This is a genomic window from Halopseudomonas aestusnigri (assembly GCF_002197985.1).
GTDB lineage: Bacteria > Pseudomonadota > Gammaproteobacteria > Pseudomonadales > Pseudomonadaceae > Halopseudomonas > Halopseudomonas aestusnigri.
This window is the reverse complement of the sequence record NZ_NBYK01000008.1, coordinates 34,693-61,480: the sequence shown is the minus strand read 5'-3', so window position 1 is coordinate 61,480 and position 26,788 is coordinate 34,693. Positions and strand designations below refer to the sequence as shown.

Genomic DNA, 26,788 nt, shown 5'->3' with positions numbered 1-26,788 from the left:
CGGTATCAGTTCTATTGACTCCGAAGGGCCTTTCGGATTAACTCACATCGTGTAAGTTCTGTGATTGATATATTTTACAAATAACAGGTGAAATCCCATGCAGCCCCAAGCCGGAGCGGATGCTGTAACCGCCGTCCCCGCCACGCCCAGTGAGCCGGTAGGCATCCAGGAAGCGGAGGCCTTTCTGGCCGCGCATCCGGAAACTCATTTTATTGACCTTCTTATTGCCGATATGAACGGTATCGTGCGCGGCAAGCGCATTGATCGTTCTGCGTTGGCCAAAGCCTTCGAGAAGGGCATCGCATTGCCGGCATCGGTCTTTGCGCTAAACATTCAGGGTACGACCGTAGAAGAGACCGGTCTCGGTCTGGAAATCGGCGATGCGGACCGCATTTGCCTGCCGATTCCCGGAACCCTGACGGTTGAACCATGGCAGAAGCGTCCAACCGGACAACTGCTGATGACCATGTACGAGCTGGACCGCAAGACCCCCTTCTTCGCCGACCCCCGCTATGTTCTGCAACGTATCGTAGAACGCTTCAAGGATCTCAAGCTGACCCCGGTGTCTGCCTTCGAGCTGGAGTTCTACCTGATTGACCAGGAGAACATTACCGGCCGCCCGCAGCCGCCGCGCTCTCCGATGTCCGGCAAGCGTCCCAATTCGGTGCAGGTCTATTCCATGGATGATCTGGACGAATACGCCGAGTTCCTTGAGGACGTCATCGAAGCTGCCCACGAGCAGGGCATCCCCGCTGACGCCATCGTGGCCGAGTCGGCACCTGGGCAGTTCGAGGTCAACCTGCACCATGTTGATGATCCGGTTAAGGCCTGTGACTTCAACGTGCTGCTCAAGCGGGTGATCAAGAACGTGGCCTACGACCATGAAATGGATACCACTTTCATGGCCAAGCCTTATCACGATCAGGCCGGTAACGGTATGCATGTTCATATCAGCCTGATGGACGAGAACGGCCGCAATGTCTTTGCGCCCAATGCCGACGGCAGTTTGAGCGATCGCCTGCGCTGGGCTGTCGGTGGCCTGCTGGAAACCCTGCCGCAGTACATGGCCTTCCTGTGTCCGAATATCAACTCCTATCGTCGTTTCAGCCCGAGTTTCTTCGTGCCCTGTGCGCCGACCTGGGGTATTGATAACCGCACCGTGGCAGTCCGTGTGCCCGGTGGCGACCCGGAGGCAATGCGTATCGAGCACCGCCTGGCCGGCGCCGATGCCAACCCGTACTTGCTGATGGCAGCATTGCTGTCGGCCATTCACTACGGCATCAGCAATCAGGTCGAGCCGCCGGAGATGACCGAGGGCAACGCTTACGATCAGCATGAGCCGTCGCTGCCGACCAACCTGCGTGATGCGTTGCGTGAGCTGGAAGCCTCCGAGGTAATGAAGGAGTACATCGGCGAGGAATATCTCGACGTATTTGTACTCTGCAAGGAAAGTGAGATGGAGGAGTTCGAGAAGACCATTTCCGACCTTGAGTACATGTGGTACCTGCACACCGTCTGACCACGTCGTGGCCAATCACAATCCCGCCCTCCGGCGGGATTGTTCGTTATGCGAGAGCCTTTGTGATGAATGATTCCTGGTATCGGGCCAGCGTGCCTGCTGTTCCGCCCCGCGCACAGCTGCAGGGTGTGCTGGATGCGGATGTCTGTATTGTCGGCGCCGGTTTTACCGGCCTGTCTGCGGCGCTGGAGCTGGCCGAGGCCGGGCGCAGCGTGATTGTGCTCGAGGCAGAGGATGTCGGCTGGGGCTGCTCCGGTCGCAATGGCGGGCAGATCAATCCCGGGGTGGCCTGCGATCATGCCAGGGTGGTTCGTGAGCTGGGCGAGCAGGACGCTCGCCGCGTCTGGCAGCTCGGGCTCGATGGTGTAGACCTGCTGCGCGACCGGGTCGAGCGCTACGGCATCGACTGTGATCTGAAGTGGGGGATTTTGCTGGTTGCCAACAAGGCGCGGCAGGTTCCCGAGTTGCGGGCCTGGCAGCAGGAGCTGGGTGAGCTTGGCTACGACCGGCTGGAGTTTCATGATCGGGCGGCGCTGCAGGGCTTGCTGAACGCGGATTATCAGGCCGGCGTGATGGATTTGGGTGGTGGCGATCTGCACCCGCTCAAGTATGTACAGGGGCTGGCTCGTGCTGCCGAGCAGGCCGGTGTGCGCATTTTCGAGCGCTCCGCGGTCCGCAGCTATCGCGAGCAGCGCGGGCAGGTTCAGGTTTGTACGGCTGGCGGTCAGGTACGCGCCGGTCATCTGCTGCTGGCGGGTAACGCCTACCTCGGCAAGCTGCTGCCCTGGTACCGCAAGGGCTTTATGCCGATCGGCAGCTATATCGGGGCGACTCGGCCGCTCGGCGATCTGGCCGAACAGTTGATTCCCTCCCGTGCAGCGGTCTGCGACATGAACACCCTGATCGATTACTACCGGCTGACGCCGGATAATCGTCTGCTGTTCGGTGGGCGCGCCAGTGCCCGCGATGCCCGTCCCGATGCATTGCGCCAGACCATGCGTGAGCGCATGGCGCAGGTGTTTGGGCAACTGGCGGGTGAGGATTTCGAATACCTCTGGGGTGGTCAGGTCGCGATGACTATGAGCAAGGCGCCGGTGTTTGGTCGGCTGGGGCAGCGGGTGTTGTTTACCCAGGGCTATTCCGGGCAGGGTGTGGCGCTGGCCGGATTGGCGGGCAAGCTGATGGCCGAGACGGTGCTGGGCGATGCCCGCAACTTTGACCTGATGGCGCGCTGGCGTCACCTGCCGGTTCCGCCGGGTGCGCCGCTGCAGACCGCTATCCGGGCGCTGGCGCTGCTGTGGTATCGTCTGCAGGACAGTCGTTGATACGGAACCCCTATGAGCAGATCCGCCCCGAAACGCCGCGCCAGCAGTCAGGAGCGGATCGACCGTATCCTCGAGGCGACCACTGCGTTGCTTGACCAGGGCGGGCTGAGCGCGCTGTCGATCTACGCCATCGCCGAGCAGGCCGCCATTCCCCCGTCTTCGGTGTATCACTTTTTTCCTCAGGTCAGCGACGTGCTGGCGGCGCTGGCCGAGCGCCTGTTCCTTGAGCTGGACGGGATTCTCCAGACACCTCCAGTCTCCCACCCGTCCAGCTGGATGGCGCTGGTCGCCGACATCGAACAGCGTTTTCAGGACTATTACCGCGGCAATCCGGCCGCCCGTGAGCTGCTGTTGGGCGGGCATGATCTGGCCGCCATTCGCCAAGCCGACCAGCAGCACGATCAACTGCTTGGGCGGCGGTTTCAGCAGTGCTTGGCCGAGGTCTTCGTGCTGCCGCCGTTGCCGAATGATGTGGATATCTTCGCGCTGGCCATGCAGGCGGCAGACAAGCTGCTCGCCGTCGGTTATCAGCAGTCTGGCGAGGTGAGCGACCCCATTTGCCGTGAAGCAACACGGCTGATGACCGCCTACCTGGGCGTCTATCTGCCGCCGGTACTGGCGCGGGTCGAGGGGCGCTGAGTGGGGCTGGTGCGCTGGTGGCGTGAGCGCAGCGAACAGCGTCGCTTGCAGCGCGTGCAGGGTGAGCTTGATCCGGATCTGTGGCAGCAGGCGCTGGGTGACTGGCCCTGTTACCGGTACCTGAACGCGGCCCAGCGTGAGCGTCTGCATGACACCGCGCTGCGTTTTTTGCTGCGCAAGCATCTGCATCCGCTGGAGGGTGTTGAGCTGGACGATGTTCTGCGTTTGCGGGTCGCCGGAATGGCTGTTCTGCCGGTGCTGGAGATTGGTTTGCACTGGTACGACGGCTGGCAGACGCTGGTGCTCTACGACGGTCCGTTCCGCACCCGGCAGCAATGGCGTGACGAGGCCGGCGTGGTGCACGAAGCGGTGCGCGAGCTGAGCGGCGAGGCCTGGTTGCATGGCCCGGTGGTGCTGTCGCTGGAGGATGTTCGCCATTCTGGGCAAGCGGACGGCTTCAACGTGGTTATTCATGAGCTGGCGCATACGCTGGATATGCGCTCATCCGCCGCCAATGGTTCGCCGCCGCTGCACCGCGGCATGAGTCAGGCCGATTGGGCGCGTGACATGCAAGCCGCCTGGGATGATCTGGCCCAGCGTGCCGAGCGCGGTGAGCACCTGCCCCTGGATGCCTACGCGCTGGAGGCGCCGGCCGAGTTCTTTGCCGTGTTGTCGGAGAGCTTTTTCGAATGCCCACAGGTGCTGCACCGCAGTTGGCCGGCAGTTTATCGGCATTTGGCCGATTTTTATCGGCAGGATCCGCTGCGCTGGCACGCCTGAGCGGTGGTGGTACGCAGGCAACGCTATGCTTACGGCTGATGTTATGCCGGATTTCTCGTTAAATATCGATGAGGCGGCGGTAAAAGCATTGCCAATCAGTTTTTGATTGAGTATAAATCGATAAATATCGGCTTTGTTCGAATTCTACCTTCAGGAGAGCGTCATGACCCGTACCGTTACCGTAGCCGCAACCCAGATGGGCTGTTCCTGGGACCGTCAGGCCAACCTCGCACAGGCAGAAAGGCTGGTGCGTGAGGCGGCAGCCAAGGGCGCGCAGATCATCCTGATTCAGGAGCTGTTCGAAACCCCGTACTTCTGTCAAAAGCCCAATCCGGACTACCTGCAGCTCGCGACTCGGGTCGAAGACAACCCGGCGATCAGGCACTTTCAGGCGCTGGCCAGGGAGCTTGAGGTCGTGCTGCCGATCAGTTTCTTCGAGCTGGCCGGACGGGCGCGCTTCAACAGTGTGGCCATCATTGACGCCGACGGCAGCAACCTGGGTATCTACCGCAAGAGCCATATTCCCGATGGCCCCGGCTATCATGAGAAGTACTACTTCAATCCGGGCGATACCGGATTCAAGGTCTGGCAAACCCGCTACGCCAAGATTGGCGTTGGTATCTGCTGGGATCAGTGGTTCCCCGAGTGCGCGCGCAGCATGGCGCTGATGGGGGCTGAGCTGCTGTTCTACCCGACGGCGATCGGCAGCGAGCCGCACGACAGCAGCATTAGCTCCCGTGATCACTGGCAGCGCGTGCAGCAGGGGCATGCCGGTGCCAACCTGATGCCGCTGATTGCCAGTAACCGCATTGGTCGCGAAGAGCAGGATGGCTACGACATTACCTTCTACGGCTCGTCCTTTATCGCCAATCAGTTTGGCGAAAAGGTGCAGGAACTGAATGAAACGGACACCGGCGTGCTGGTGCAGACCTTTGATCTGGACGAACTGGAGCACATCCGCAGCGCTTGGGGTGTATTCCGCGACCGCCGGCCAAACCTGTACGGCCCGGTCAAAACCCTGGATGGCGAGCTGGAGTCCTGAGTCGATGTTCAACCTGCATACCACGCCGCGCCACGATGGCTACTTCATGCCCGCCGAGTGGGCACCGCACAGCCAGACCTGGATGATCTGGCCCGAACGGCCGGACAACTGGCGCCAGCAGGCGGTGCCGGCGCAGACCGCCTTTGCCGCTGTGGCGCAGGCGATAGCCGGCTTTGAGCCGGTCACTGTGGGCGTCTCGGCGGCGCAGTATGCCAGCGCCTGTGCCCAGCTGGATCATCCGGGTATCCGAGTGGTTGAGCTGAGCAGCAACGATGCCTGGGTACGGGATACCGGCCCGACCTTTGTCATCAACGGTCAGGGCGGATTGCGCGGCGTCGACTGGGCCTTCAACGCGTGGGGCGGCGAGCTGGGTGGCCTCTACAGCGACTGGGCGCTGGACGATCAGGTAGCCAGCAAGATTTTGTCGATGGAGCGCTGCCCGCGCTATCGTACTGAAGGATTTGTGCTTGAGGGCGGCTCGATACACGTTGACGGCGAAGGCACGCTGATCACGACCGAGGAGTGCCTGCTCAACCCCAATCGCAATCCCCATCTGCAGCGAGAGGAAATCGAGTTCAGGCTGGCCGAGTATCTGGGTATCAGCAAGGTCATCTGGCTGCCCGAGGGCCTGTTCAATGACGAAACTGATGGGCACGTCGACAACTTCTGCTGTTTCGTTCGCCCGGGTGAAGTGTTGCTGGCCTGGACAGATGATCCCGAGGATCCAAATTATCCGCGTTGTCAGGCGGCGGCGGCTGTGCTGGACGCCGAGCGCGATGCGCAGGGCCGTGAGCTTGTCATCCACAAAATTCCGATTCCCGGGCCGCTTCATGCAACCGCTGAGGAATGCGCGGATGTGCTGGTGGTGGAAGGCAGTCAGCCCCGTGACCCGACCATTCGTCTGGCGGGATCCTATGTCAACTTTCTGATCGTCAACGATGGCATTGTCGCGCCCAGCTTCGATGATCCGATTGATGCCGAGGCGCTGGAGGTGCTGCAGCGGGTGTTTCCCGAGCGCAGGGTGGTTATGGTGCCGGGGCGGGAAATTCTGCTCGGCGGTGGCAATATTCACTGCATTACCCAGCAACAGCCGTTGGTCGGGTAGGCCAAGCGGACCTGGCTCACATACCCGGTTCGAGTACTGGAGCCGGATCGGGTCAGCGGGCATAATCAGCGGGCACCACTACGGAGCCGGGCGGTCAAGCCCGGCGGTTTCAGGATGTCTATCCGTCCAGAAGGAATTTCCATGTCGTTTACCAAGTCCCTTCCCTTTCCGCTGATTCGCGGCGCTGCGGCGCTGGGTATGGCGGTCACCCTCGCCGGTTGCGCCGCAACCCAAGGCACCAGCGGCTTTGACGCTTCCGGCCAGGCGCGTCTGCAGGGCGAAATCACCAGCAGCAGTCCGGTGAACTTCAGCGATGGTTCGCACCACCAGGTGTTCGCGCTCAAGCTCAAGCAGGGTGATCTGGTGCGTGTGCAGCAGAGCGGTGCGCTTGACGGTGCGGTACTCACCCTCGTCGACGAGCGCAATCAACTGGTCAATGGCCCTAACCAGGGCGCGCTGCACCTGACCCCTGAAGCCGACGGTACCTATCGTCTCGGTGTCAGCGGGAGCAGCCCGAGCACGTTCGGTCCCTTCCAGCTGAGCCTGGAAAAGGTCACTCCACGCAACAGTGGCGCGCTTGAACTGGATCAGTCGGTGTTTGGCCTGCTGACCCGTAATGGCAACGCCAACACCTACACTCTGAATGTGGCCGAGGCCGGTCTGTACGAAATCCTGATGACCTCCGATGAGCTGGATACCGTACTCAAGCTCAATGGCGGAGCAGTCTCTGCCGAGGATGACGACAGCGGCGGCGGTACCAATTCGCGCATTACCGTGCAGCTGGAGCCGGGTACCTACCAGGTCACCGCAACCGCTCTGGATGATCCGGCAGAGGGCGCCTACGACCTGAACGTCACCAGTCGGCCGCTGCCGGAGGGCGTTGAGCTGGTTAATGGCGGGCCGATCGAGCTGGGTGCCAGCATTACCGGTCTGGCCGACAGCAGCCCGAAGGTCTACAGCCTGACCATCACCGAGCGCGCGCTGCTGCGGGTGGTCATGTCCTCGCCGGTGGTTGACAGCTACCTCAGCCTGCAGGGGCCGGGGGTTGACGTTACCGATGATGACGGCGCGGGCAACAACCTGGATGCCGGCATCACCACGCTGGTCAGTCCCGGCACCTACCGCCTGAGTGCGTCTACTGCCGACGGCAGTGCCGGTCTGTTCACCCTGACCACTGCGACCCAGCCGGTCAGCGGCAGCGGTTCAACCCTGCGTCCGGGTGAAGCGGTCTCCGGCTCGCTGGCCGGTGCCAGTGCCGAAAAGACGCTGGTGATCAGCGAGGCGGGTGCCTACAAGGTCGAGCTGTATGCCGGTGACTTTGACGCCATGCTCAAACTGAGCGGCAACGGTGTCGAGCTGGAAGACGACGATGGCGCGGGCGGTACCAACTCGCGCATCAGCAGTTATCTGGAAGCTGGCCGTTACACGCTGACTGCCAGCAGCTACGACAACAATGGTCGTGGCAGCTTTGTGATCAGCGCCGAACGCGAGCAGTAAGAGGTAAGGCCGGCAGCCCGCTCGGGCTGCCGGTTATCAACGGCAGATCAGCCGTTGAGTAGGGCGCGGCCGCGCTGGACGGCTGCCAGCACCTGAGCCGGTGCGGTGCCGCCGATATGGTCACGGGCGTTGACCGATCCTTCCAGCGTCAACACGTCAAATACGTCCTGTTCGATCTGGTCGCTGAAGCGGCGCAGTTCATCCAGCGACATCTCTGCCAGATCCTTCCCTGAGTCGACACCGTACTTGACCGCATGCCCGACAATTTCGTGGCAGTCGCGGAACGGAATGCCCTTGCGTACCAGATAGTCGGCCAGGTCGGTGGCGGTGGAGAAACCGCGCAGCGCTGCTTCGCGCATGATCTCGATACGCGGCTCGATGGCCGGGATCATGTCGGCAAAGGCACGCAGACTGTCGCGCAGGGTGTCTACCGCGTCAAACAGCGGTTCCTTGTCTTCCTGGTTGTCCTTGTTGTAGGCCAGCGGCTGGCTCTTCATCAGGGTCAGCAGGCCCATCAGGTGGCCATAGACGCGGCCGGACTTGCCGCGTACCAGTTCCGGGACGTCCGGGTTCTTCTTCTGCGGCATGATCGACGAGCCGGTGCAGAAGCGGTCCGGCAGGGCGATGAAGTTGAACTGGGCGCTGGTCCACAGCACCAGCTCCTCGGAGAAGCGCGACAGATGCATCATCGCCAGCGAGGCCGCGGCGCAGAATTCGATGGCGAAGTCGCGGTCGGAAACACCGTCCAGCGAGTTGCCGGATATGGCTTCAAAACCGAGCAGCTCGCAGGTCACGCTGCGGTCGATAGGGTAGGTGGTGCCGGCCAGTGCGGCTGAACCGAGCGGCATGCGGTTGACCCGCTTGCGGCAGTCGACCAGGCGCTCGCGGTCACGCTGCAGCATTTCGAACCAGGCCAGCAGGTGGTGGCCGAAGGTTACCGGCTGGGCAGTCTGCAGATGGGTGAATCCGGGCATGATTACGGCATTGTGACGCTCGGCCTGATCCAGCAGGCCGGTCTGCAGGCGGATCAGCTCGGCGACGATGGCGTCGATCTCTTCGCGCAGCCACAGGCGGATATCGGTGGCGACCTGGTCGTTACGTGAACGACCGGTGTGCAGCTTCTTGCCGGTGATGCCGATGCGGTCGGTCAGCCTGGCTTCGATGTTCATGTGCACGTCTTCAAGGTCGACGCGCCAGTCGAACTGCCCGGCTTCGATTTCAGCGCGAATGGCGTTCAGCCCGTCGATGATGGTGTCGCGCTCGGCATCGGTCAGTACGCCGACCTTGGCCAGCATGGTGGCGTGGGCGATCGAGCCCTGAATGTCGTGCTTGTACAGACGCTTGTCGAAATCCACCGAGGCGGTGAAACGGGCAACGAAGGCGTCGACCGGTTCGCTGAACCGGCCACCCCAGGATTGGTTGGTTGTCTTGTCTTGGGTCATGTCTCGGATGGGTCCGCTGCGTGTAGTATCAGAAAACGGGTAGCATACCACTTCACGCTTGCACGATGGCGGCGGGCTGGCAGACACTGATGACATGAAGAACGGATTCTGGACGTTGCTCAAACAACCCTACGACGGAGAGGACTTTTTTCTCCCCGATCTGTGCTCGTCCGTGGCCGTTTTTACCCTGATCGTGCTGGCGCAGCTGGTAGTGCTGGTGTGGGTGCTGGCACAGCCGGTCGCCGGTGTCTTTGACTGGGTCCAGCTGGCCATGGCGTCGCTGTTCGTGCAGTGGATTGTGTTGCTGTCGGCCGCCGCGCTGTGCCGTTTGCGCGGCTGGATGCAGCGTCGGCCGCTGGCACTGGCGGTAGCAGTCTGCTACGCGGTAGTCATTGCGCCAACCCTGCTGTTTACCGTGCTCGGCGACTGGGTTATCTACCGCGGCTTGCAGGGCGCCTTGCACTGGGATGCTCAGCAGTTGCTTCGCCATGGCCTGATTGCGTTGATCATGACCAGTTTGCTGCTGCGCTACTTTTATCTGCAGCAGCAATGGCAGCGTCAGCATCAGGCCGAATTGCGCTCGCGGCTGCAGGCTCTGCAGTCGCGCATTCGTCCTCACTTTCTGTTTAACAGCCTCAACAGTATTGCCAGCCTGATCGAGATTGATCCTGCCAAGGCCGAGCAGGCTGTGCTCGATCTGTCGGACCTGTTTCGCGCCAATCTGGCCAGCCCGGATACGTTGTCAAGCTGGGGGGAGGAGCGCCGCCTGTGCGAAGGTTATCTGCGCATCGAGCAGTACCGTCTGGGGCAGCGCATGCGCGTGCACTGGTCGGTCGTTGCGTTGCCGGATGAGGTTCCGATGCCACTGCTGACGCTGCAGCCCCTGCTGGAGAATGCCATTTTGCACGGACTGCAGCCCCGGCTCGACGGGGGCGATATCTATATCGAGGGTCGGCTGCATGAGGGGCAGGTGGAACTTGTGGTGCGCAATACCTGTCCTGAACAGACAGACACCCATCACGGCTCGCGCATGGCGATGAGCAATATCCGGGCTCGGCTGCAGGCGCTGTTCGGTGAGCAGGCGCAGCTGACAGGCTGGCGGGATGGGGAATGCTTCTTCAGCAGGCTGGTCTATCCTGTTAAACAACGTCCAACAATGGCAGAGAAGTCATTACCGAATGAAAGTACTGATCGCTGATGATGAACCGCTGGCCCGCGAGCGGCTGGCGCGACTGGTCGGTTCACTGCCGGGCTACAAGGTCTTACCGGAGATGGCCAGCAACGGTCACGAGGCGCTGCAGCTGGTGCAGGAGCATCATCCGGACATTGTTCTGCTGGATATCCGCATGCCCGGACTGGATGGCCTGCAGACGGCGGCCAAGTTGTGTGAAAGCCCGGAGGCTCCGGCCGTCGTGTTTTGTACCGCTCACGGCGAGTATGCGCTCGACGCCTTCGCGGTCAGCGCGGTTGGCTATCTGCTCAAACCGGTGCGCAGCGAAGCGCTGGAAGAGGCGCTGGCCAAGGCTCAGCGGCCCAACCGCATGCAGCTGGCCAGTCTCGGCAAGGCTACGGCATCTGGCGATGACATGCCGGCCCGCAGCCACATCAGCGCGCGGACCCGCAAGGGCATCGAGTTGATACCGATTGAGGACGTGCTGTATTTCATTGCCGATCACAAGTACGTCACCCTTCGGCATGTCAACGGCGAGGTGCTGCTCGACGAACCGCTCAAGGCGCTGGAGGAGGAGTTTGGCGACCGCTTTGTCCGCATCCATCGTAACGCCCTTGTGGCGCGGTCGCGTATCGAGTGCCTGCAACGCACCTCAATGGGTCACTTCGAGTTGTGTCTGAAGGACCTGGAAGGAGAGACGCTGACAGTCAGTCGTCGTCATGTTCCCGGTGTGCGCAGGCTCATGGATCGCCTGTGAGTGACCTGCGACACCCGCCCGCGTGGATGCCTGCCTGACCATGGCGTATGATGCGACCTGGTTTGAAGCGAGAGTCCCATGAGTCGACATCTGCGAATTGCCACCCGAAAGAGCGCCCTGGCCCTGTGGCAGGCCGAGTATGTTAAGGCGCGTCTCGAACAGCTTGACCCGGCGCTCAGCGTCAGTCTGGTCCCGATGGTCAGCCGTGGCGACCAGTTGCTGGACTCGCCGCTGGCCAAGATCGGCGGCAAGGGTCTGTTTGTCAAAGAGCTGGAAACCGCCATGCTGAACGACGAGGCGGATCTGGCCGTGCACTCCATGAAGGACGTGCCGATGCAGTTCCCTGATGGCCTCGGGCTGTATGCCATCTGCGAGCGTGAAGACCCCCGCGATGCCTTTGTCTCCAACAACTTCGATCATCTCGACAGCCTGCCTGCGGGCAGCGTCGTCGGTACATCCAGTCTGCGCCGTCAGGCGCAGATCATGGCGCGTCGACCTGATCTGCAGATCCGTTTCCTGCGCGGCAATGTGAATACGCGCCTGGCCAAACTGGATGCCGGTGAATATGACGCGATCATTCTGGCTACGGCGGGTCTGGTGCGTCTTGGCTTTGGCGAGCGTATTCGCTATTCGATGCCGCCTGAGGAGAGCCTGCCAGCGGGTGGGCAGGGCGCGGTCGGCATCGAGTGCCGCAGTGACGATATCGAGCTTCAGGCGTTGCTGCTTCAGCTTAACGATGAGGATAGCGCGCTGCGCGTGCGTGCCGAGCGAGCGCTCAATACCCGTCTGAACGGTGGCTGCCAGGTGCCGATTGCCTGTTATGCCGAGCGCGAGAATGGCCAGCTATGGCTGCGCGGACTGGTTGGCGATCCGGATGGTCAGCGCCTGCTGCGGGCCGAAGCGCGCGGCCCGGAGAGCGACCCGGAGACGCTCGGCATTTCGGTCGCCGAGGACCTGCTGGCGCAGGGTGCACAGGCTATTCTGGACGCCGTATACGAGGAGGCGCCTGCGCGGTGAGCGGGTGTTTGCTGCTGACCCGTCAGGCGGCGGACAATCAGCGATTGGCTGCACGTTTTGCAGCCGAAGGCGTCGAGACCTGCAGCGTGCCGTTGCTTGAGCTGCGGCCCTGCGAGGAAGGGCCGGTCGAGCGCCAACACATGCTTGACCTGGATCGCTATCACGCGGTGGTTGTGGTCAGTCCGACCGCTGCCCGGTTGGGTCTGGAGCGGCTCGACCGCTACTGGCCTCAGCCACCGGTTGGTATCGACTGGCTGGCGGTTGGCGCAGGAACCGCGCAGGTGCTGCGCGATTACGGGCTTGCGGCGCAGTGCCCGGCGCAGGGGCAGGACAGCGAGGCATTGCTTGCCATGCCGTTGTGGCAGGCACACTTTGCCAGACCGGATCTGCGTGTGCTGATCTGGCGCGGCGAGGACGGACGTGAGCATTTGGCTGACCGGATTCGCGCTGCCGGTGGTACGGTGCACTATCTGCCACTTTACGCGCGCAGCGCGCCGGAGTCGCTGCCGGCGGAACTGGCAGCTGTAGCTCCGCGGGTGGACCGGCTGATCGTGCTCAGCGTGCAGGCCTTGAGCAACTGGCGCGTGGCCGCCGGAGCGCACTGGGAGCAACAGCGCCACTGGCGCTGCTGGGTGCCGAGTGAGCGGATTGCGGCGCAGGCCGCCGCCTGGGGTTGTACAGATGTAGTAACCTGTCGAGGTGCGGATGATGCCGCGCTGGTCGAGGCCGTGCTGACTGGCTCGTCGGGATGACAAAGGGGATGCGTGTGGAACCGAGCGAAGCGAATAACAAGACCGAACAGCCGCCGAGTGTGGCCAAGCCCGAAGTCGACAAGGCCGAGCCGGGCAAGCCGAACCCTGCAGCCAGCCGTAAACCGGCGCGCACTGGTGGAGGCGGCCGCGGGGTGAGTTTGCTGGCGCTTTTGCTGGCTGCCGCTGCTCTGGGACTGTCCGGCTGGCAATGGCAGCAGGCCCGCCAGCAACAGCAGGCCCAGCTTGATTTGCTGGAGCAGCAGGCGAGTCAGCTCGCCAGCGCCAATGCCCGCCTTGATCAGCGCCTTGATGGCGTGCCGCAGGGCAGTGACTGGGCGGCGGCACAGAGGTTGATCGCCGAAATGCAGCGTGGTCAGCAGGCGCTGGCTGACCGCTTGAAAGTCCTGCAGGGTGATGGCCGTGACGAATGGAAACTGGCCGAGGCACAGTATCTGCTGCGCCTGGCCTCGCTCCGGCTGCTGGCGGTGCAGGATGTCGCCGCCGCGCGTGAATTACTGGGAACCGTCGACGGCATTCTGAAGTCGATGCCTGACAGCGGCCTGTATGGCGTCCGCGAACAACTGGCCAGTTATCAGGCCGAGCTGGAAAGCTTGCCCGAACTGGATCGTGCCGGCGTGTTCCTGCGCCTGGGTGCCCTGCGTGATCAGGCCGAGACTCTGGCTGCATTACCGGTGCCCGAATTTGATCCCGGTGAGCTCAGCACCGAAGAGGAATACGCCGATCGCCTGCAGCGCCGTGATCGCTGGGATCGTGTGCTGATGCGTCTTGAGCGTTACGTGCGGGTCGATTTCCAGCGTGGCAAGGTCATCACTCCGCTGCTTGATGATGCGGAGCTGCAGCGGGTTCGTCGTACGCTGCAGCTGACCCTGGAACAGGCCCAGTGGGCCGCGCTCAGGGGAGAGGAAGAGGTCTATCAGGCCAGTCTTACGCAGGCGGAAAAATTGCTGGCCCAGTACTTCGAGCTGGAGAACCCAAGAGTGCAAGCCATGCAGGCCCAGTTGCAGGGGCTGCGTGAGCGTGCAGTCAGCCTGTCGCCGCCGGATCTGACACCGCTGCAGCAAAGTCTGGCCAACTACCTGCAGTCGCGTGGGGCGCCGCAGGCGGAGGAGCCTGCTGATGAGTAAAAGCTATGTGGCCATCCTGGCGGTCGTACTGGTCGCCGCATTGCTCGGTATGGCGATCGCCGAGGACCCGGGATACCTGCTGATTGCCTGGCGCAATGTGTCGATCGAGACCAGCATCTGGGTCGGTATCGGCTTTCTGCTGGCGTGCTGGCTGTTGCTCTGGCTTGCGCGCTCGCTCTGGCGTTTGCTGACGGCGTCTGGTCGCCGAATCAACCCGTGGTCGCGCCGCAACCTGCAGCAGCGCGCCAGTGCGCTGGCTACCCGCGGGCTGCTGGAATTTGCCGAAGGGCACTGGAAGCAGGCCGTGCGCCTGCTCAAGCGATCTGCCCCGCACTCCGAGCTGCCGTTGATCAACTATCTTGCTGCTGCCCGGGCTGCCAACGAACTGGAAGACTATGCCGAGTCCGACGCGCTGCTGCGTGAAGCCTATGAGGTTACCCCCGAGGCCGATGTAGCCATTGCGGTGACTCAGGCGCAGCTGCAGATGGTCCGTGGCCAGTTCGAGCAGGCGCTGGCGACGCTCACTCGCCTGCGCAAGGATCACCCCAAGCACCTCTACGCGCTCAAGTTGATGAGCCAGGTCTATTTGCGTCTGGAGGACTGGGCGCGTCTGCTGGAACTGCTGCCGGAGTTGCGCAGGCAGAATGCGTTGCGCGAGGACGAACTGCAGGCGCTGGAGCGCCGGGTGCATGCCGCGTTGCTGGCGCAGGCTGGTCAGCGCCTGGCAGCCGCCGATAGCGACCCGGCCAGTCTGGTCATTGCTGCCTGGGAGCGGATGCCGGCCCGGCTGCGTGAGGATCCCGAGCTTATCGAAGCCTATGCCTTGCAGTTGCGCGGGCACAGTCGTGAGGAAATGGCCGAGCAGGTGCTGCGAGCCGCCTTGTTGCAGCAGTTCGACGAGCGCCTTGCGAACCTCTATGGGCTGGTCAGGGGCAAGGACTGCGCGCGTCAGCTGGCCAATGCCGAGCAATGGCTACTCAAGCATCCGCATAACGCAACGCTGCTGCTGGCGGCGGGACGGCTGGCCCAGCGAAACAGTCTGTGGGGTAAGGCCCGTGATTATCTGGAAGCGAGCTTCGCCAGCCGTCGGGATATCCAGACCTGCGCCGAGCTGGCTCGCCTGCTGGATCGCATGGGGGATAGCGCAGGAGCTCAGCGGACTATTCGGGACGGCTTCGAAATGCTGGAAGATCACCTGCCGACGTTACCGTTGCCTGACGCCTGAGACTGTGCGACCTGTTGCAGGCCCCGGTTGAGCTGCAAGCGGGCCTGCTCTCCCGCCTCACCCGGGGTGAAGCAAACGTGCATGGTCGGCTCGGCCAGCAGTTGAGGTGCAAACGCCAGCTTGTCTGCACTCTGGCGCAGCTGAGGGTCGTCGGCCATCCAGTAGTGCATGACCTGCTCATCGATGACTGCTGCATCCAGTCTGCCGTACACCAGCTTCAGGAGATTCAGTTCGTCGCTGGCGGCTTCTTTGACCTTGAGCGTGCCGTCGGCCACCAGAGCATCGAACTCGGGCGCGTTGCGATAGCCGCGTACCACGCCGATTCGGTACTGCGCCAAGTCCTCCAGCTTATCCCAGCGCACAGATATATCACTGCGAACTGCCAGGCCGACGCGGCTGGTGCCAATGCTGTCGGAGTAGAGACACAGGTTGTCATTGGCGAAGTAGCGGGGGAAATAGCCCACGATCTCCGGCTCGGTTGTTGCCGACCGGATGGCTCTGCTCCAGGGCTGGAAGTGGATCAGCAGCGGTTCATTCTGTGTCGCCAGTGCCTGATGCAACAGGTGCGACAGGGATCCTTGCTCCGGCAGTTCCGCGCCGCTGTAGGGTGGCCACTCCAGGCTGCTCAGCTCCATCGCTCCGGCGGGGGTGCAGAGCAATGGCAGACTCAGCAGCGATGCTCTCAGCTTGGCAGTTCGCATGGGACCTCCCTGATCTCAGCGGTGTCTGATGGCGTTCAGTCTAGGTCGCCGGACAACCGCTGTCATGTCCTGTCAGGGCTGACGTGGCGCGTAGGCGAAGGCATCGGCGAGCATGTGATCTTCCGGCATGCCGGAAGCCACCAGCGCGTCCAGTGTCCCGTAGACCATGGCAGGGGAGCCGCTGACAATAAAGCGGTAGTCGGCCAGATCGGCGATATCCTCACAAACTGCTTGGTGCAGCATTCCCTGACGCTCCGGCCAGTCCGGCTGGTCGCTGATGACTCTGTGCAGGTACAGGTTAGGTGCCTGCTGCCAGCGTTGCCAGTGTGGAGCCTCATACAGGTCATCACTGTGGCGCACGCCCCAGTAGAGATGGATCGCGTGGGCAAAGCCCTGCTGCAGACATTGTTCAACGATGCTCTGCATCTGGGCCAGTCCGGTGCCGGCGGCAATCAATACCAGTGGCTGATCCGGCAGCTCCGACAGGCATGCCTCACCGAAGGGCGCCTGGATGCGTGCCACCTTGTGTTGCTGCAGATAGTCGATGACTGCTTGTGTGACCGGGTCGCGGGTGAGGATATGCAGCTCGAGCATGCGCTCTTCGCTGGGCGCGGAGGCAATGGAAAAGGCGGCGGGTTCTGCGCCGTCGCGCTCCAGCAGCAGATACTGGCCTGGGTGATAACGCAGGGGTTTGCCAGCCGGCGTGCGCAAGCGCACCCGCCAGACGTCGCCGCCAATCGGGCTGCATTCAACCACCTGGCAGGCCAGTTTGCGCACGGGTAGTTGGCCGGGCGCCAGGATCCCTTCCCAATGCAGCGCACAGTCTTCTAGCGGCTCGGCCACGCAGGTGAATATCTCTTCGCCCGGGCCGGCCTCACGGCTGTCCGGCAGTTTCACGCGGCCATGCAGCAATACCGCTTCGCAGACATGGCAGTTGCCGTTGCGGCAACTATTGGGCGCATCAAATCCCTGGCGGCGCGCTGCATCCAGAATGGTTTCGCCTGGTGCGGTCTCCAGGTCTAGGCCGCCCGGCTCCAGTGTAATTCTCATCAATCAATACCCAGCTCTGCCCAGAGTGCGTCCACGCGCTGACGTACCTGCGCGTCCTGTTCAATCGCCACGCCCCACTCGCGGGTAGTTTCCCCCGGCCACTTGTTGGTGGCATCCATCCCCATTTTGCTGCCGAGACCGGAGACCGGTGAGGCGAAATCGAGGTAGTCGATCGGTGTATTGTCGATCATCACGGTATCGCGTTTGGGGTCCATGCGGGTGGTGATGGCCCAGATAATGTCGTTCCAGTCGCGGATGTTGATGTCATCGTCCACCACGATTACGTACTTGGTGTACATGAACTGACGCAGGAAGCTCCAGACGCCGAGCATCACGCGCTTGGCATGGCCCGGATACTGTTTCTTCATCGACACCACCGCCATGCGGTAGGAGCAGCCTTCCGGTGGCAGGTAGAAGTCGGTTATCTCGGGAAACTGCTTCTGCAGCAGCGGCACAAAAACCTCATTCAGCGCCACGCCCAGCACCGCCGGCTCATCCGGCGGCCGGCCAGTGTAGGTGCTGTGGTAGATCGGCTTCTCGCGCTGGGTAATGCGTTCAACGGTAAACACCGGAAAGCGATCCACTTCGTTGTAGTACCCGGTGTGGTCGCCAAACGGACCCTCGTCGGCCATCTCGCCCGGATGGATGACACCTTCCAGCACGATCTCGGCGCTCGAGGGAACCTGCAGGTTTGAGCCGCGACACTTGATCAGCTCGGTGCGCTGGCCGCGCAGCAAGCCTGCAAAGGCGTATTCGGACAGGCTGTCTGGCACCGGGGTCACGGCGCCGAGAATGGTGGCCGGGTCGGCGCCCAGCACCACGGCAACCGGGAAGGGCTCGCCCGGGTGGGCCTTTTGCCACTCATGAAAGTCCAGTGCGCCACCACGATGGCTCAGCCAGCGCATGATGACCTTGTTGCGGCCAATCACCTGCTGGCGATAGATGCCCAGGTTCTGCCGTTCCTTGTGCGGGCCGCGGGTGACCACCAGCCCCCATGTGATCAGCGGGCCGGCGTCGCCGGGCCAGCAGGTCTGCACCGGAATGCGCCCGAGGTCGACGTCGTCGCCCTCGAATACCTGCGCCTGGCAAGGGGCATCCTTGACGACCTTGGGCGCCATGTTGATGACCTTCTTGAAGATCGGCAGCTTGGACCAGGCGTCTTTCAGACCTTTTGGCGGATCGGGTTCCTTTAAAAAGGCCAGCAGCTTGCCGATTTCTCGCAGCTCGCTGATACTTTCGGCGCCCATGCCCATGGCGACGCGTTCTGGCGTACCGAACAGGTTGCCGAGCACTGGCATGTCGAAACCGGTGGGATTTTCAAACAACAGGGCAGGGCCACCCTTGCGCAGGGTGCGGTCGCAGACTTCGGTCATCTCCAGCACGGGAGAGATGGGAGTCTGGATGCGCTTGAGTTCGCCGCGCTGTTCCAGGCCCTTGATGAAATCGCGTAGATCGGAATATTGCATCTAGCTTCAAGCCTCAAGCTGCAAGCGGCAAGCTGGACGAGGCATGCATGCCGCTTGGGAGTTTGACCCGCCCGCCGGGTTGGCAGCGGGGCGGCGGGCCCAGCGCGCTTCTGCAAGCCCGCACGGAAAACTTACCGCTTGAGGCTTGCAGCTTGCGGCTGGGTTTCAGTTTTTGCTGCGCTTCATCGACAGGAAGAACTCGTCGTTGGTCTTGGTATCTTTCAGACGGTCCAGCAGGAACTCGATCGCCGCGATCTCGTCCATCGAATGCAGAATCTTGCGCAGAATCCACATGCGCTGCAGTTCGTCTTCGCTGGTCAGCAGCTCTTCGCGACGGGTGCCGGAACGATTGATGTTGATAGCCGGGAAGGTACGCTTCTCGGCAATCTTGCGATCCAGGTGGATCTCCATGTTGCCGGTGCCCTTGAACTCCTCGTAGATCACCTCGTCCATCTTCGAGCCGGTGTCGACCAGCGCGGTGGCGATGATGGTCAGGCTGCCGCCTTCTTCAATGTTGCGCGCGGCGCCAAAGAAGCGCTTGGGCTTCTCCAGGGCGTGGGCGTCAACACCACCGGTCAGCACCTTGCCGGAGCTCGGGATCACGGTGTTGTAGGCGCGGGCCAGACGGGTGATGGAGTCGAGCAGAATGATCACGTCTTTCTTGTGTTCAACCAGGCGCTTGGCCTTCTCGATCACCATTTCGGCAACCTGAACGTGACGGGCCGGCGGCTCGTCGAAGGTGGAGGCAACCACTTCGCCGCGCACGGTGCGCTGCATTTCGGTTACTTCTTCCGGGCGTTCGTCGATCAGCAGAACGATCAGGTGGCACTCGGGGTTGTTGCGGGCGATGTTCGAAGCGATGTTCTGCAGCATCAGCGTCTTACCGGCCTTCGGCGGTGCAACCAGCAGGCCGCGCTGGCCTTTGCCGATCGGGGCGCAGAGATCGATGATGCGGGCCATCAGATCTTCGGTGGAGCCGTTGCCGGCCTCCATGACCAGGCGCTCATCGGGGAACAGCGGGGTAAGGTTTTCGAACAGGATTTTGTTCTTGGTGTTTTCCGGCTTGTCGAAGTTGATCGAATCAACCTTCAGCAGGGCAAAGTAGCGCTCGCCGTCTTTCGGCGGACGAATCTTGCCGGAAATGGTATCACCGGTACGCAGGTTGAAACGGCGAATCTGGCTGGGCGAGACGTAGATGTCGTCCGGGCCGGCGAGATAGGAAGAGTCAGCCGAGCGAAGAAAGCCGAAGCCGTCCTGCAGAATCTCCAGAACGCCGTCACCGAGAATGTCTTCACCGCCCTTGGCGTGCTTTTTCAGGATGCCGAAAATCACATCCTGTTTTCGCGATCGGCCCATGTTTTCGAGGCCCATCTGGTTGGCGATTTCCAACAGTTCGGTAATAGGTTTTTGTTTGAGGTCGGTCAGGTTCATAGGTTCGGAGAGTGATGTAAGGGTTTCGGCAGGAAAGGTTCTTTTCGGCCGCCATGGAACATGGGGCGATCAGCTTGGCTGCGGTGTGTTTTGAGAAGCCGCTGCGCAGGGTGCGTCAGGGCGTTGGAAGCCAAATCTAGCACCGCCGGCCGGTGACGTCCAGCATTGCGGGTGCAAAAAAAGCCCCGGCGGGATTCGCCAGGGCTTGATACATCAGATGTTGCTGTCGAGGAAGGCTGCCAGCTGCGACTTGGACAGGGCGCCGACCTTGGTGGCCTCAACGTTGCCGTCCTTGAACAGCATCAGCGTCGGAATGCCGCGCACGCCGTACTTTGGTGCGGTTTCTGCGTTTTCGTCGATATTCAGTTTGCAGATCTTCAACTTGCCGCTGTAGTCCTTGGCAATTTCGTCCAGTACCGGGGCGATCATTTTGCAGGGACCACACCACTCTGCCCAGTAATCAACCAGAACAGGGGTATCGGACTTGAGCACTTCGTCTTCGAAGCTGCTGTCAGTGACGTGCACAATCAGATCGCTCATGTGTTTCTCCAGAGGGATAAAAAGGCGGAATTGCCGAATCATAGCACCACCCTATACGGCTGCGAAAGGCGATGATCAGTCCCCTTGTGCAGGCAATTGTCATCGAGCAGGTGCTAGAATCGAACCAATTCAGACCTGACAGGAAGAGTGCATGGCAGACGCACAGCCGAATGATTTTTCGCTGGTAGCCGCAATTGATCTGGGCTCCAACAGCTTTCACATGGTGTTGGCGCGGGTTGATCAGGGGGAAATACGGATCCTCGAGCGGCTGGGTGAAAAGGTACAGCTGGCCGCCGGACTCGATGACGACAACATGCTCAGTGACGAAGCCATGCAGCGCGGGTTGGATTGCCTGCGCCGCTTCGCCCAGCTGATCAATGGTCTGCCACAGGGCGCGGTACGGATCGTCGGGACCAACGCCCTTCGCGAGGCGCGCAACCGTGGCCAGTTCATTCGTCAGGTTCAGCAGGTGCTCGGGCACCGGGTGGAGGTCATCTCCGGCCGTGAGGAAGCGCGGCTTATTTTCCTGGGCGTATCCCACACCCTGGCTGACGACGAAGGCAAGCGCCTGGTGGTCGACATCGGTGGTGGCAGTACCGAGTTCATCGTTGGCGAGCGCTTTGAGCCGCTGCTGCGTGAGAGCTTGAGCGTTGGGTGCGTATCCTTCACTCGCCAGTTTTTTTCCGACGGCAAGATTACCGCCGCCCGCTACAGCCAGGCCTACACCGCGGCCCGCCTCGAACTGATGAATATTGAACAGGCCATTCAGCGCCTGGGCTGGAGCGAGGCGGTTGGCGCCTCGGGCACCATTCGCGCGGTTGGTCAGTGCATTCAGGCCGGCGGTCGCGGCCAGGGAGAGGTAACCCGCGAAGGGCTGCAGTGGCTCAAGCGGAGACTACTCAAGGCAGCCCACGTCGACAAGCTGGATATGCCGGGGCTGAAGGCGGATCGCCAGCCGATCCTGCCGGCTGGGCTGGCCATTCTGGAAGCGCTGTTCGACGCCCTCGGAGTGGAATCCATGCACCACTCCGAGGGTGCCCTGCGTGAGGGAGTGCTCTACGACCTGCTGGGGCGCCATAGCCATGAGGATGTGCGTGAGCGCACGCTGAGCGCGCTGATGGAGCGATATCACGTTGACCTGGAACAGGCCGCCCGCGTCGAGGCCAAGGCCCAGAAACTGCTGGGCAAGGTGGATGACGCCTGGCAACTGGTCGCCAGCAAACAGGCACCATTGCTGACCTGGGCGGCGCGGGTCTATGAAATCGGGCTGGATATCGCCCACAGCCAGTACCACAAGCACGGCGCCTATCTGATCGAGCACTCCGATCTGCCCGGGTTTTCGCGCCAGGACCAGCAGGCGCTGGCACTGCTGGTGCGCGGGCACCGGCGCAATATGCCGAGCGCCGACCGGCTGGCCGAATTCGGTGATGAGGCGGTCAACCTGCTGCGCTTGTGCATGATTCTGCGGCTGGCGATTCTCTATCACCATATCCGCGGTTATCAGGACATGCCGGAAATGGCGGTCGAGGCCAGTCAGGACGCGCTGGCCGTGACCTTCCCTGACGGCTGGCTGGAGCAGAACCCGCTGACCCAGGCTGACTTCGAGCGAGAAGCGCAGTACTGGGCCAAGGCCGGTTACAGGTTGACGGTTCGCTGAGACGAGTTGGCCAGCTTCTCCAGCAGCGTTGCCTGGGCGCTGCGGGGAATCTGGTTGCCGCTCGGTGAGCTCAGCACGTAGGAGCCGTCAGGTTGCAGAATCCAGCTGCGGGTATTGTCGGTCAGAAAGACCTGCAGTTCCTGCTTGGCGCGGGTGATCAGCTTTTTGCCCTCAAGCGGGAAGCAGGTCTCGACCCGCTTGTCGAGATTGCGTTCCATCATGTCGGCACTGGACATCCAGACCTGTTCCTGGCCGTCGTTGAGGAAGTAGTAGACCCGGCTGTGCTCCAGGAAGCGGCCGATGATCGAACGCACGGTTATGTTGTGTGATACGCCGGGAATGCCCGGGCGCAGACAGCACATGCCACGGATAATCAGGTCGACTTTCACGCCGCACTGGGATGCCTTGTAGAGCGCCTTGATCACCTTGGCATCGGTCAGCGAGTTGGCCTTGGCGATGATATGCGCGGGCTTGCCGGCCTGGGCGTTGAGGGTTTCCCGATTGATCAGTTCCAGCAGGCGTTTCTTCAGTGTGAAAGGCGCCTGCAGCAGTTTCTTCATGCGCTGGGTCTTGCCCATGCCGATCAGCTGGTTGAACAGCTTGTGCACGTCTTCGGTCAGCGCCACGTCAGAGGTCAGGATGCTGTAGTCGGTGTACAGTCGCGCATTGCCTGCGTGGTAGTTGCCGGTGCCGAGGTGGACATAGCGTTTCAGGTTGCGCTCTTCGCGGCGCAGGATCAGCATCATCTTGGCGTGGGTCTTGAAACCGACCACACCATAGATCACTACCGCCCCAGCCTGCTGCAGACGGCTCGCCAGCTGCAGGTTTGACTCTTCGTCGAAGCGTGCCCGCAGCTCGATCACCACGGTCACTTCCTTGCCGTTACGGGCGGCATCGACCAGCGCGTTGACGATTTCGGAGTTGGCACCGGTGCGATACAGGGTCTGCTTGATCGCCAGCACGTTCGTATCCTGGGCCGCCTGGCGCAGCAGGTCGACGACCGGTGAAAATGACTCATAGGGATGCTGCAGCAGGATGTCCTGCTTGCTGATGGCCTGGAACAGGTTGTCGGCGCCGGACAGCGCCCGCGGCAGCCCCGGACTGAATGGCGGGAACTGCAGCTGCGGGTGATTTTCCAGGCCGGTGATCGAGAACAGCCGGGTCAGGTTGACCGGACCGTTGACCTCGTACAGCTCCGCCTCTGTCAGGCCGAATTGGCGTAGCAAGAAGTCGGTCAGCGGTTTCGGACAGTTGTCGGCAACCTCCAGGCGTACTGCATCACCGTAACGGCGCGACAGTAGCTCGCCGCGCAGCGCACGTGCCAGATCGTCGACTTCTTCCGGATCAACAATCAGGTCGGCGTTGCGGGTCAGGCGGAACTGGTAGCAGCCGAGGACTTTCATGCCGGGGAACAGTTCGTCGGCATGGGCGTGGATCATTGACGACAGGAACACGAAGTTGTCGCCACCATCACACAGCTCGTCGGGCAGGCGAATCAGGCGCGGCAGCGAGCGCGGCGCAGGAATGATCGCCATGCCGGAGTCGCGACCGAAGGAGTCGATGCCGTCGAGCTGAACGATAAAGTTCAGGCTCTTGTTCACCAGCAGTGGGAAGGGATGCGTCGGGTCCAGCCCGATCGGGCTGATGATCGGCGCGACCTGCTGGCGGAAGAAGCGGCGAATCCACAGGGTCTGCTTGTGCGTCCACTGATAGCGGCGCAGGAAGCGAATGCCCTTCTCATTCAGCTGCGGCAGCAGAATGTCGTTGAGGATGCTGTACTGGCGGCTGACCTGATAGTGCGCGGTCTCGCTGATCTTGCTCAGTACCTGCTGCGGTTGCAGGCCGTCTGGACCGGTTTGTTCACGGGCAAAGGTAATTTGCTTCTTCAGACCGGCAACGCGGATCTCGAAGAACTCGTCCAGGTTGCTGGAAAAGATCAGCAGAAACTTCAGCCGCTCAAGCAGCGGATAGGATTCGTCGAGCGCCTGTTCGAGCACGCGGATATTGAACTGCAGTTGCGACAGTTCGCGATGAATGTAGAGCTCAGGCGCGTTCAGATCGGGAACCGGGGTGGCTTCGACCACCTTCTCGCTGAGCTGCGCCGGACGGGTAACCAGATCACTGCGTGCGCTGGTTTCGGCTGGCGGCGCGATATCGTCCTTGCTGGTATCACGGGTGCTGTTGAGCTCTGACATGGTTTCCTCTGTGCAGCTACTGACGGCTGCGTAACTGACGCGCCGCGATTTTGGCAAAATAGGTCAGGATGCCGTCGGCTCCTGCACGTTTGAAGGCGGTCAGTGACTCCAGAATCACCGCTTCGCTGAGCCAGCCGTTGTTGATGGCGGCGCAGTGCATGGCGTACTCGCCACTGACCTGATAGACGAAGGTGGGTACCTTGAAGGTGTCTTTCACCCGGTACACCACATCCAGATACGGCATGCCGGGCTTTACCATCACCATGTCAGCCCCTTCGGACAGATCCATGGCGATTTCGTGCAGTGCCTCGTCGCTGTTGGCCGGGTCCATCTGGTAGGTCGACTTGTTGCCCTTGCCAAGGTTGCCGGCGGAGCCGACCGCATCACGGAATGGCCCGTAGTAGGCACTGGCGTACTTGGCGGAGTAGGCAAGGATGCGGGTGTGGATGTGACCTGCGGCTTCCAGCGCCTCGCGCATGGCGCCTACCCGGCCGTCCATCATGTCCGACGGGGCAACGATGTCGGCCCCGGCGTCGGCGTGGGACAGGGTCTGCTTCACCAGCGCGTCGACCGTGACATCGTTCATCACATAGCCGTTGTCGTCGATGATGCCGTCCTGTCCGTGGGTGGTAAACGGGTCCAGGGCGACGTCGGTAATGACGCCCAGCTCCGGGAAGCGAGCCTTGAGGGCGCGCACGGCGCGCTGTGCGAGGCCGTCGGGATTCCAGGCTTCGGCGCCGTCCAGCGATTTCTTCTCCAGCGGCGTGACCGGGAACAGGGCGATGGCCGGGATGCCCAGCTCCACCAGTTCGGCGGCTTCCTCCAGCAACAGATCGATCGACAGCCGCTCGATGCCGGGCATGGAGGCAATGGCTTCGCGCTGTTGCTCGCCCTCCAGGACAAACACCGGATAGATCAGGTCGTCTGCGGTCAGGGTGTTTTCACGCATCATGCGGCGGGAAAAGTCATCCTTGCGCATGCGACGGGGACGGCTGAATGGGAAGGGGCGCTGAACAGGGGAATAACTCACGGGGACTCCAGGGGGGTGCGGGCCGCTGTGCACCTGTCTGATTGACGTTATACGTCCAGATTGTGACGGAAATGTGACAACAGGCGCAGGGCAACCTGCTCCTGTGGGGCACCATCAGGACCAGGTGCCAGCTCGACGCGATTGCGTCCAAGCGCCTTGGCACGGTAGAGCGCGGCATCGGCAGCGCCGAGCAGCGTATTGAAATCATAACCGTGATGTTCGGAACAGGCTACTCCAAGGCTGACGCTCAGATGGATTGGCCGTTGCAGGGACTGTCCGTCATGCTGGCAGATCGACTGTCTGATGCGCTCGGCTACCTGGCCGGCGTCGACACTGTCGAGCCCGGGAAGCACGACGATGAACTCCTCGCCGCCGAAGCGCCCGAGCAGATCCCGGCCGCGCAGCAGCAGGCGAACCCGGTTGACCAGGTGACAGAGCACCTCGTCACCGATCTGGTGGCCGAATTCGTCGTTAATATGCTTGAAGTGATCAGCGTCGAGCATGATCAGCGTAAGAGGCTCGTTGCTCGCCGCCATGCGCCGGAGTAGTTGTTCCGCCTGCAGCAGCAGGCTGCGTCGGTTCAGCGTTTCGGTCAGCGGGTCGAGTTCCGACAGCCTGCGCAGGCTGTCGAGGTGGCGGTAGTGGGTCATCAGAATCAGGCCGCAGGCCATGCCGATTTGTGCGGCCATTGCGCCAAGCACCGTAATCAGTTGAAGCGGCCCGCCGAGCAGGTCGTTTGGGCCGTTCCAGCCGGTCAGCGAGGCTGCCGGTCGGGCAACCAGGATGAATCCGTAGGTCAGTGCGATGATCCCGCTGAACCAGCTGGCGGTGCGCATCGGCGGCCGTTCGGCAACCAGCAGCTCGGTTGCGCAGAGCAGGCAGAATCCGCCCAGCACCAGCGAACTGATGGCATAGCGTACTGTCAGGTTGTCGATCTGATAGCGGAACACCCAAAGCAGCAGCATGGTGATCAGGCTGACTGCTATTGGCGCCCACTGCGGCTGGGTGCGGCCTCGAAATTGACGCAGGCCCAGCCATACCAGCCCGAGTCCCAGGGTCATCAGGCCGTTGGCCAGAATAATCGACAGCCCGTGCGGGATACGGTCCTGATTGATATTCAGCAGCAGACCCAGCATCAGCGATGCATTGCCCAGAGCCCATTGCCGCACGCCGCGTTCGGCAGGTGCCTGCCAGGCTGCCAGAGCGAGCAGCAGGGTTACAGCCAGGGTAACGACTGTCAGGGTGACGGTGAGGGTCTTGATATCCAGATCAGCCAGCATGTGCGCACTCATCCTCGACCTT

At 61.9% G+C, this 26,788-nt stretch carries 23 protein-coding genes; 14 read left to right on the top strand and 9 right to left on the bottom strand.

What is annotated here, in order from left to right:
- Nucleotides 1-97 precede the first annotated feature (97 nt).
- The 7 genes from B7O88_RS12045 (at nt 98) to B7O88_RS12015 (ending at nt 7,907) form a co-directional block, all read left to right on the top strand.
- The gene (locus B7O88_RS12045) at nt 98-1,519 is read left to right on the top strand and encodes a glutamine synthetase family protein (RefSeq protein ID WP_088276221.1); all 1,422 of its coding nucleotides are present in this window, start codon (nt 98-100) and stop codon (nt 1,517-1,519) included.
- A 65-nt stretch (nt 1,520-1,584) separates the two neighbouring features.
- Complete coding sequence (locus B7O88_RS12040) at nt 1,585-2,844, top strand: NAD(P)/FAD-dependent oxidoreductase (RefSeq protein WP_088276220.1); 1,260 nt, start codon at nt 1,585-1,587, stop codon at nt 2,842-2,844.
- Between the two features lie 12 nt (nt 2,845-2,856).
- A complete protein-coding gene (locus tag B7O88_RS12035) occupies nt 2,857-3,483 on the top strand; it encodes a TetR/AcrR family transcriptional regulator (RefSeq protein WP_088276219.1) in 627 nt (208 codons plus the stop codon).
- Entirely contained in the window at nt 3,484-4,263 is a 780-nt protein-coding gene (locus tag B7O88_RS12030) for a M90 family metallopeptidase (protein ID WP_200818456.1), read from the top strand.
- Between the two features lie 163 nt (nt 4,264-4,426).
- Nucleotides 4,427-5,305: an N-carbamoylputrescine amidase gene (aguB, locus tag B7O88_RS12025; protein WP_088276218.1), complete on the top strand. Its 879-nt coding sequence runs from the start codon at nt 4,427-4,429 to the stop codon at nt 5,303-5,305.
- 4 nt (nt 5,306-5,309) lie between these two features.
- Complete coding sequence (gene aguA, locus B7O88_RS12020; RefSeq protein WP_088276217.1) at nt 5,310-6,410, top strand: agmatine deiminase; 1,101 nt, start codon at nt 5,310-5,312, stop codon at nt 6,408-6,410.
- Between the two features lie 141 nt (nt 6,411-6,551).
- The gene (locus B7O88_RS12015; protein ID WP_088276216.1) at nt 6,552-7,907 is read left to right on the top strand and encodes a hypothetical protein; all 1,356 of its coding nucleotides are present in this window, start codon (nt 6,552-6,554) and stop codon (nt 7,905-7,907) included.
- Nucleotides 7,908-7,954: 47 nt separating this feature from the next.
- Here B7O88_RS12015 and argH read toward each other — a convergent pair whose 3' ends face one another.
- Nucleotides 7,955-9,349 (bottom strand): argininosuccinate lyase, encoded by a 1,395-nt coding sequence (gene argH, locus B7O88_RS12010; protein WP_088276214.1) that lies wholly within the window; start codon nt 9,347-9,349, stop codon nt 7,955-7,957.
- Between the two features lie 94 nt (nt 9,350-9,443).
- Here argH and B7O88_RS12005 point away from each other — a divergent pair, with 94 nt between their 5' ends.
- The 6 genes from B7O88_RS12005 to B7O88_RS11980 all read left to right on the top strand — a co-directional run bounded on the left by B7O88_RS12005 (nt 9,444) and on the right by B7O88_RS11980 (nt 15,416).
- Nucleotides 9,444-10,547 (top strand): sensor histidine kinase, encoded by a 1,104-nt coding sequence (locus B7O88_RS12005; RefSeq protein WP_088276213.1) that lies wholly within the window; start codon nt 9,444-9,446, stop codon nt 10,545-10,547.
- Nucleotides 10,528-11,277 (top strand): LytR/AlgR family response regulator transcription factor, encoded by a 750-nt coding sequence (locus tag B7O88_RS12000; RefSeq protein ID WP_088276212.1) that lies wholly within the window; start codon nt 10,528-10,530, stop codon nt 11,275-11,277. Before B7O88_RS12005 ends, B7O88_RS12000 begins: the two co-directional genes overlap by 20 nt.
- 78 nt (nt 11,278-11,355) lie before the next feature.
- Nucleotides 11,356-12,294 carry a hydroxymethylbilane synthase gene (hemC, locus tag B7O88_RS11995; protein WP_088276211.1) on the top strand — a complete coding sequence of 313 codons (939 nt, stop codon included), beginning with the start codon at nt 11,356-11,358 and terminating at the stop codon, nt 12,292-12,294.
- A complete protein-coding gene (locus B7O88_RS11990; protein WP_088276210.1) occupies nt 12,291-13,046 on the top strand; it encodes a uroporphyrinogen-III synthase in 756 nt (251 codons plus the stop codon). The genes hemC and B7O88_RS11990 overlap by 4 nt, the downstream gene beginning before the upstream one ends.
- A gap of 8 nt (nt 13,047-13,054) precedes the next feature.
- Nucleotides 13,055-14,191 carry a uroporphyrinogen-III C-methyltransferase gene (locus B7O88_RS11985; RefSeq protein ID WP_216359010.1) on the top strand — a complete coding sequence of 379 codons (1,137 nt, stop codon included), beginning with the start codon at nt 13,055-13,057 and terminating at the stop codon, nt 14,189-14,191.
- Nucleotides 14,184-15,416 (top strand): heme biosynthesis HemY N-terminal domain-containing protein, encoded by a 1,233-nt coding sequence (locus B7O88_RS11980; protein ID WP_088276207.1) that lies wholly within the window; start codon nt 14,184-14,186, stop codon nt 15,414-15,416. Before B7O88_RS11985 ends, B7O88_RS11980 begins: the two co-directional genes overlap by 8 nt.
- Here B7O88_RS11980 and B7O88_RS11975 read toward each other — a convergent pair.
- The 5 genes from B7O88_RS11975 to trxA form a co-directional block, all read right to left on the bottom strand.
- Complete coding sequence (locus tag B7O88_RS11975) at nt 15,383-16,117, bottom strand: substrate-binding periplasmic protein (RefSeq protein WP_088276206.1); 735 nt, start codon at nt 16,115-16,117, stop codon at nt 15,383-15,385. The genes B7O88_RS11980 and B7O88_RS11975 overlap by 34 nt on opposite strands.
- A 72-nt stretch (nt 16,118-16,189) precedes the next feature.
- The gene (locus B7O88_RS11970; protein WP_088276205.1) at nt 16,190-17,167 is read right to left on the bottom strand and encodes a 2Fe-2S iron-sulfur cluster-binding protein; all 978 of its coding nucleotides are present in this window, start codon (nt 17,165-17,167) and stop codon (nt 16,190-16,192) included.
- Nucleotides 17,167-18,633: a 4-hydroxy-3-polyprenylbenzoate decarboxylase gene (gene ubiD / locus B7O88_RS11965; protein ID WP_088276204.1), complete on the bottom strand. Its 1,467-nt coding sequence runs from the start codon at nt 18,631-18,633 to the stop codon at nt 17,167-17,169. The genes B7O88_RS11970 and ubiD overlap by 1 nt, the downstream gene beginning before the upstream one ends.
- 165 nt (nt 18,634-18,798) lie before the next feature.
- Complete coding sequence (rho, locus tag B7O88_RS11960) at nt 18,799-20,064, bottom strand: transcription termination factor Rho (protein WP_088276203.1); 1,266 nt, start codon at nt 20,062-20,064, stop codon at nt 18,799-18,801.
- Nucleotides 20,065-20,277: 213 nt separating this feature from the next.
- Entirely contained in the window at nt 20,278-20,604 is a 327-nt protein-coding gene (trxA, locus tag B7O88_RS11955; protein ID WP_088276202.1) for a thioredoxin TrxA, read from the bottom strand.
- A gap of 151 nt (nt 20,605-20,755) precedes the next feature.
- On the opposite strand from trxA, the gene ppx reads away from it, so the two are divergent.
- Nucleotides 20,756-22,261 (top strand): exopolyphosphatase, encoded by a 1,506-nt coding sequence (gene ppx / locus B7O88_RS11950; RefSeq protein ID WP_088276201.1) that lies wholly within the window; start codon nt 20,756-20,758, stop codon nt 22,259-22,261.
- Here the strand turns inward: ppx and ppk1 are convergent.
- From ppk1 to B7O88_RS11935, 3 genes are read right to left on the bottom strand one after another with little or no spacing between them, the layout of a single operon-like run.
- Nucleotides 22,240-24,456: a polyphosphate kinase 1 gene (gene ppk1 / locus B7O88_RS11945; protein ID WP_088276199.1), complete on the bottom strand. Its 2,217-nt coding sequence runs from the start codon at nt 24,454-24,456 to the stop codon at nt 22,240-22,242. The genes ppx and ppk1 overlap by 22 nt on opposite strands.
- Nucleotides 24,457-24,472: 16 nt before the next feature.
- Entirely contained in the window at nt 24,473-25,486 is a 1,014-nt protein-coding gene (hemB, locus tag B7O88_RS11940; protein ID WP_088276198.1) for a porphobilinogen synthase, read from the bottom strand.
- A 47-nt stretch (nt 25,487-25,533) separates the two neighbouring features.
- A complete protein-coding gene (locus B7O88_RS11935; RefSeq protein ID WP_160003181.1) occupies nt 25,534-26,778 on the bottom strand; it encodes a GGDEF domain-containing protein in 1,245 nt (414 codons plus the stop codon).
- Between the last annotated feature and the right edge of the window lie 10 nt (nt 26,779-26,788).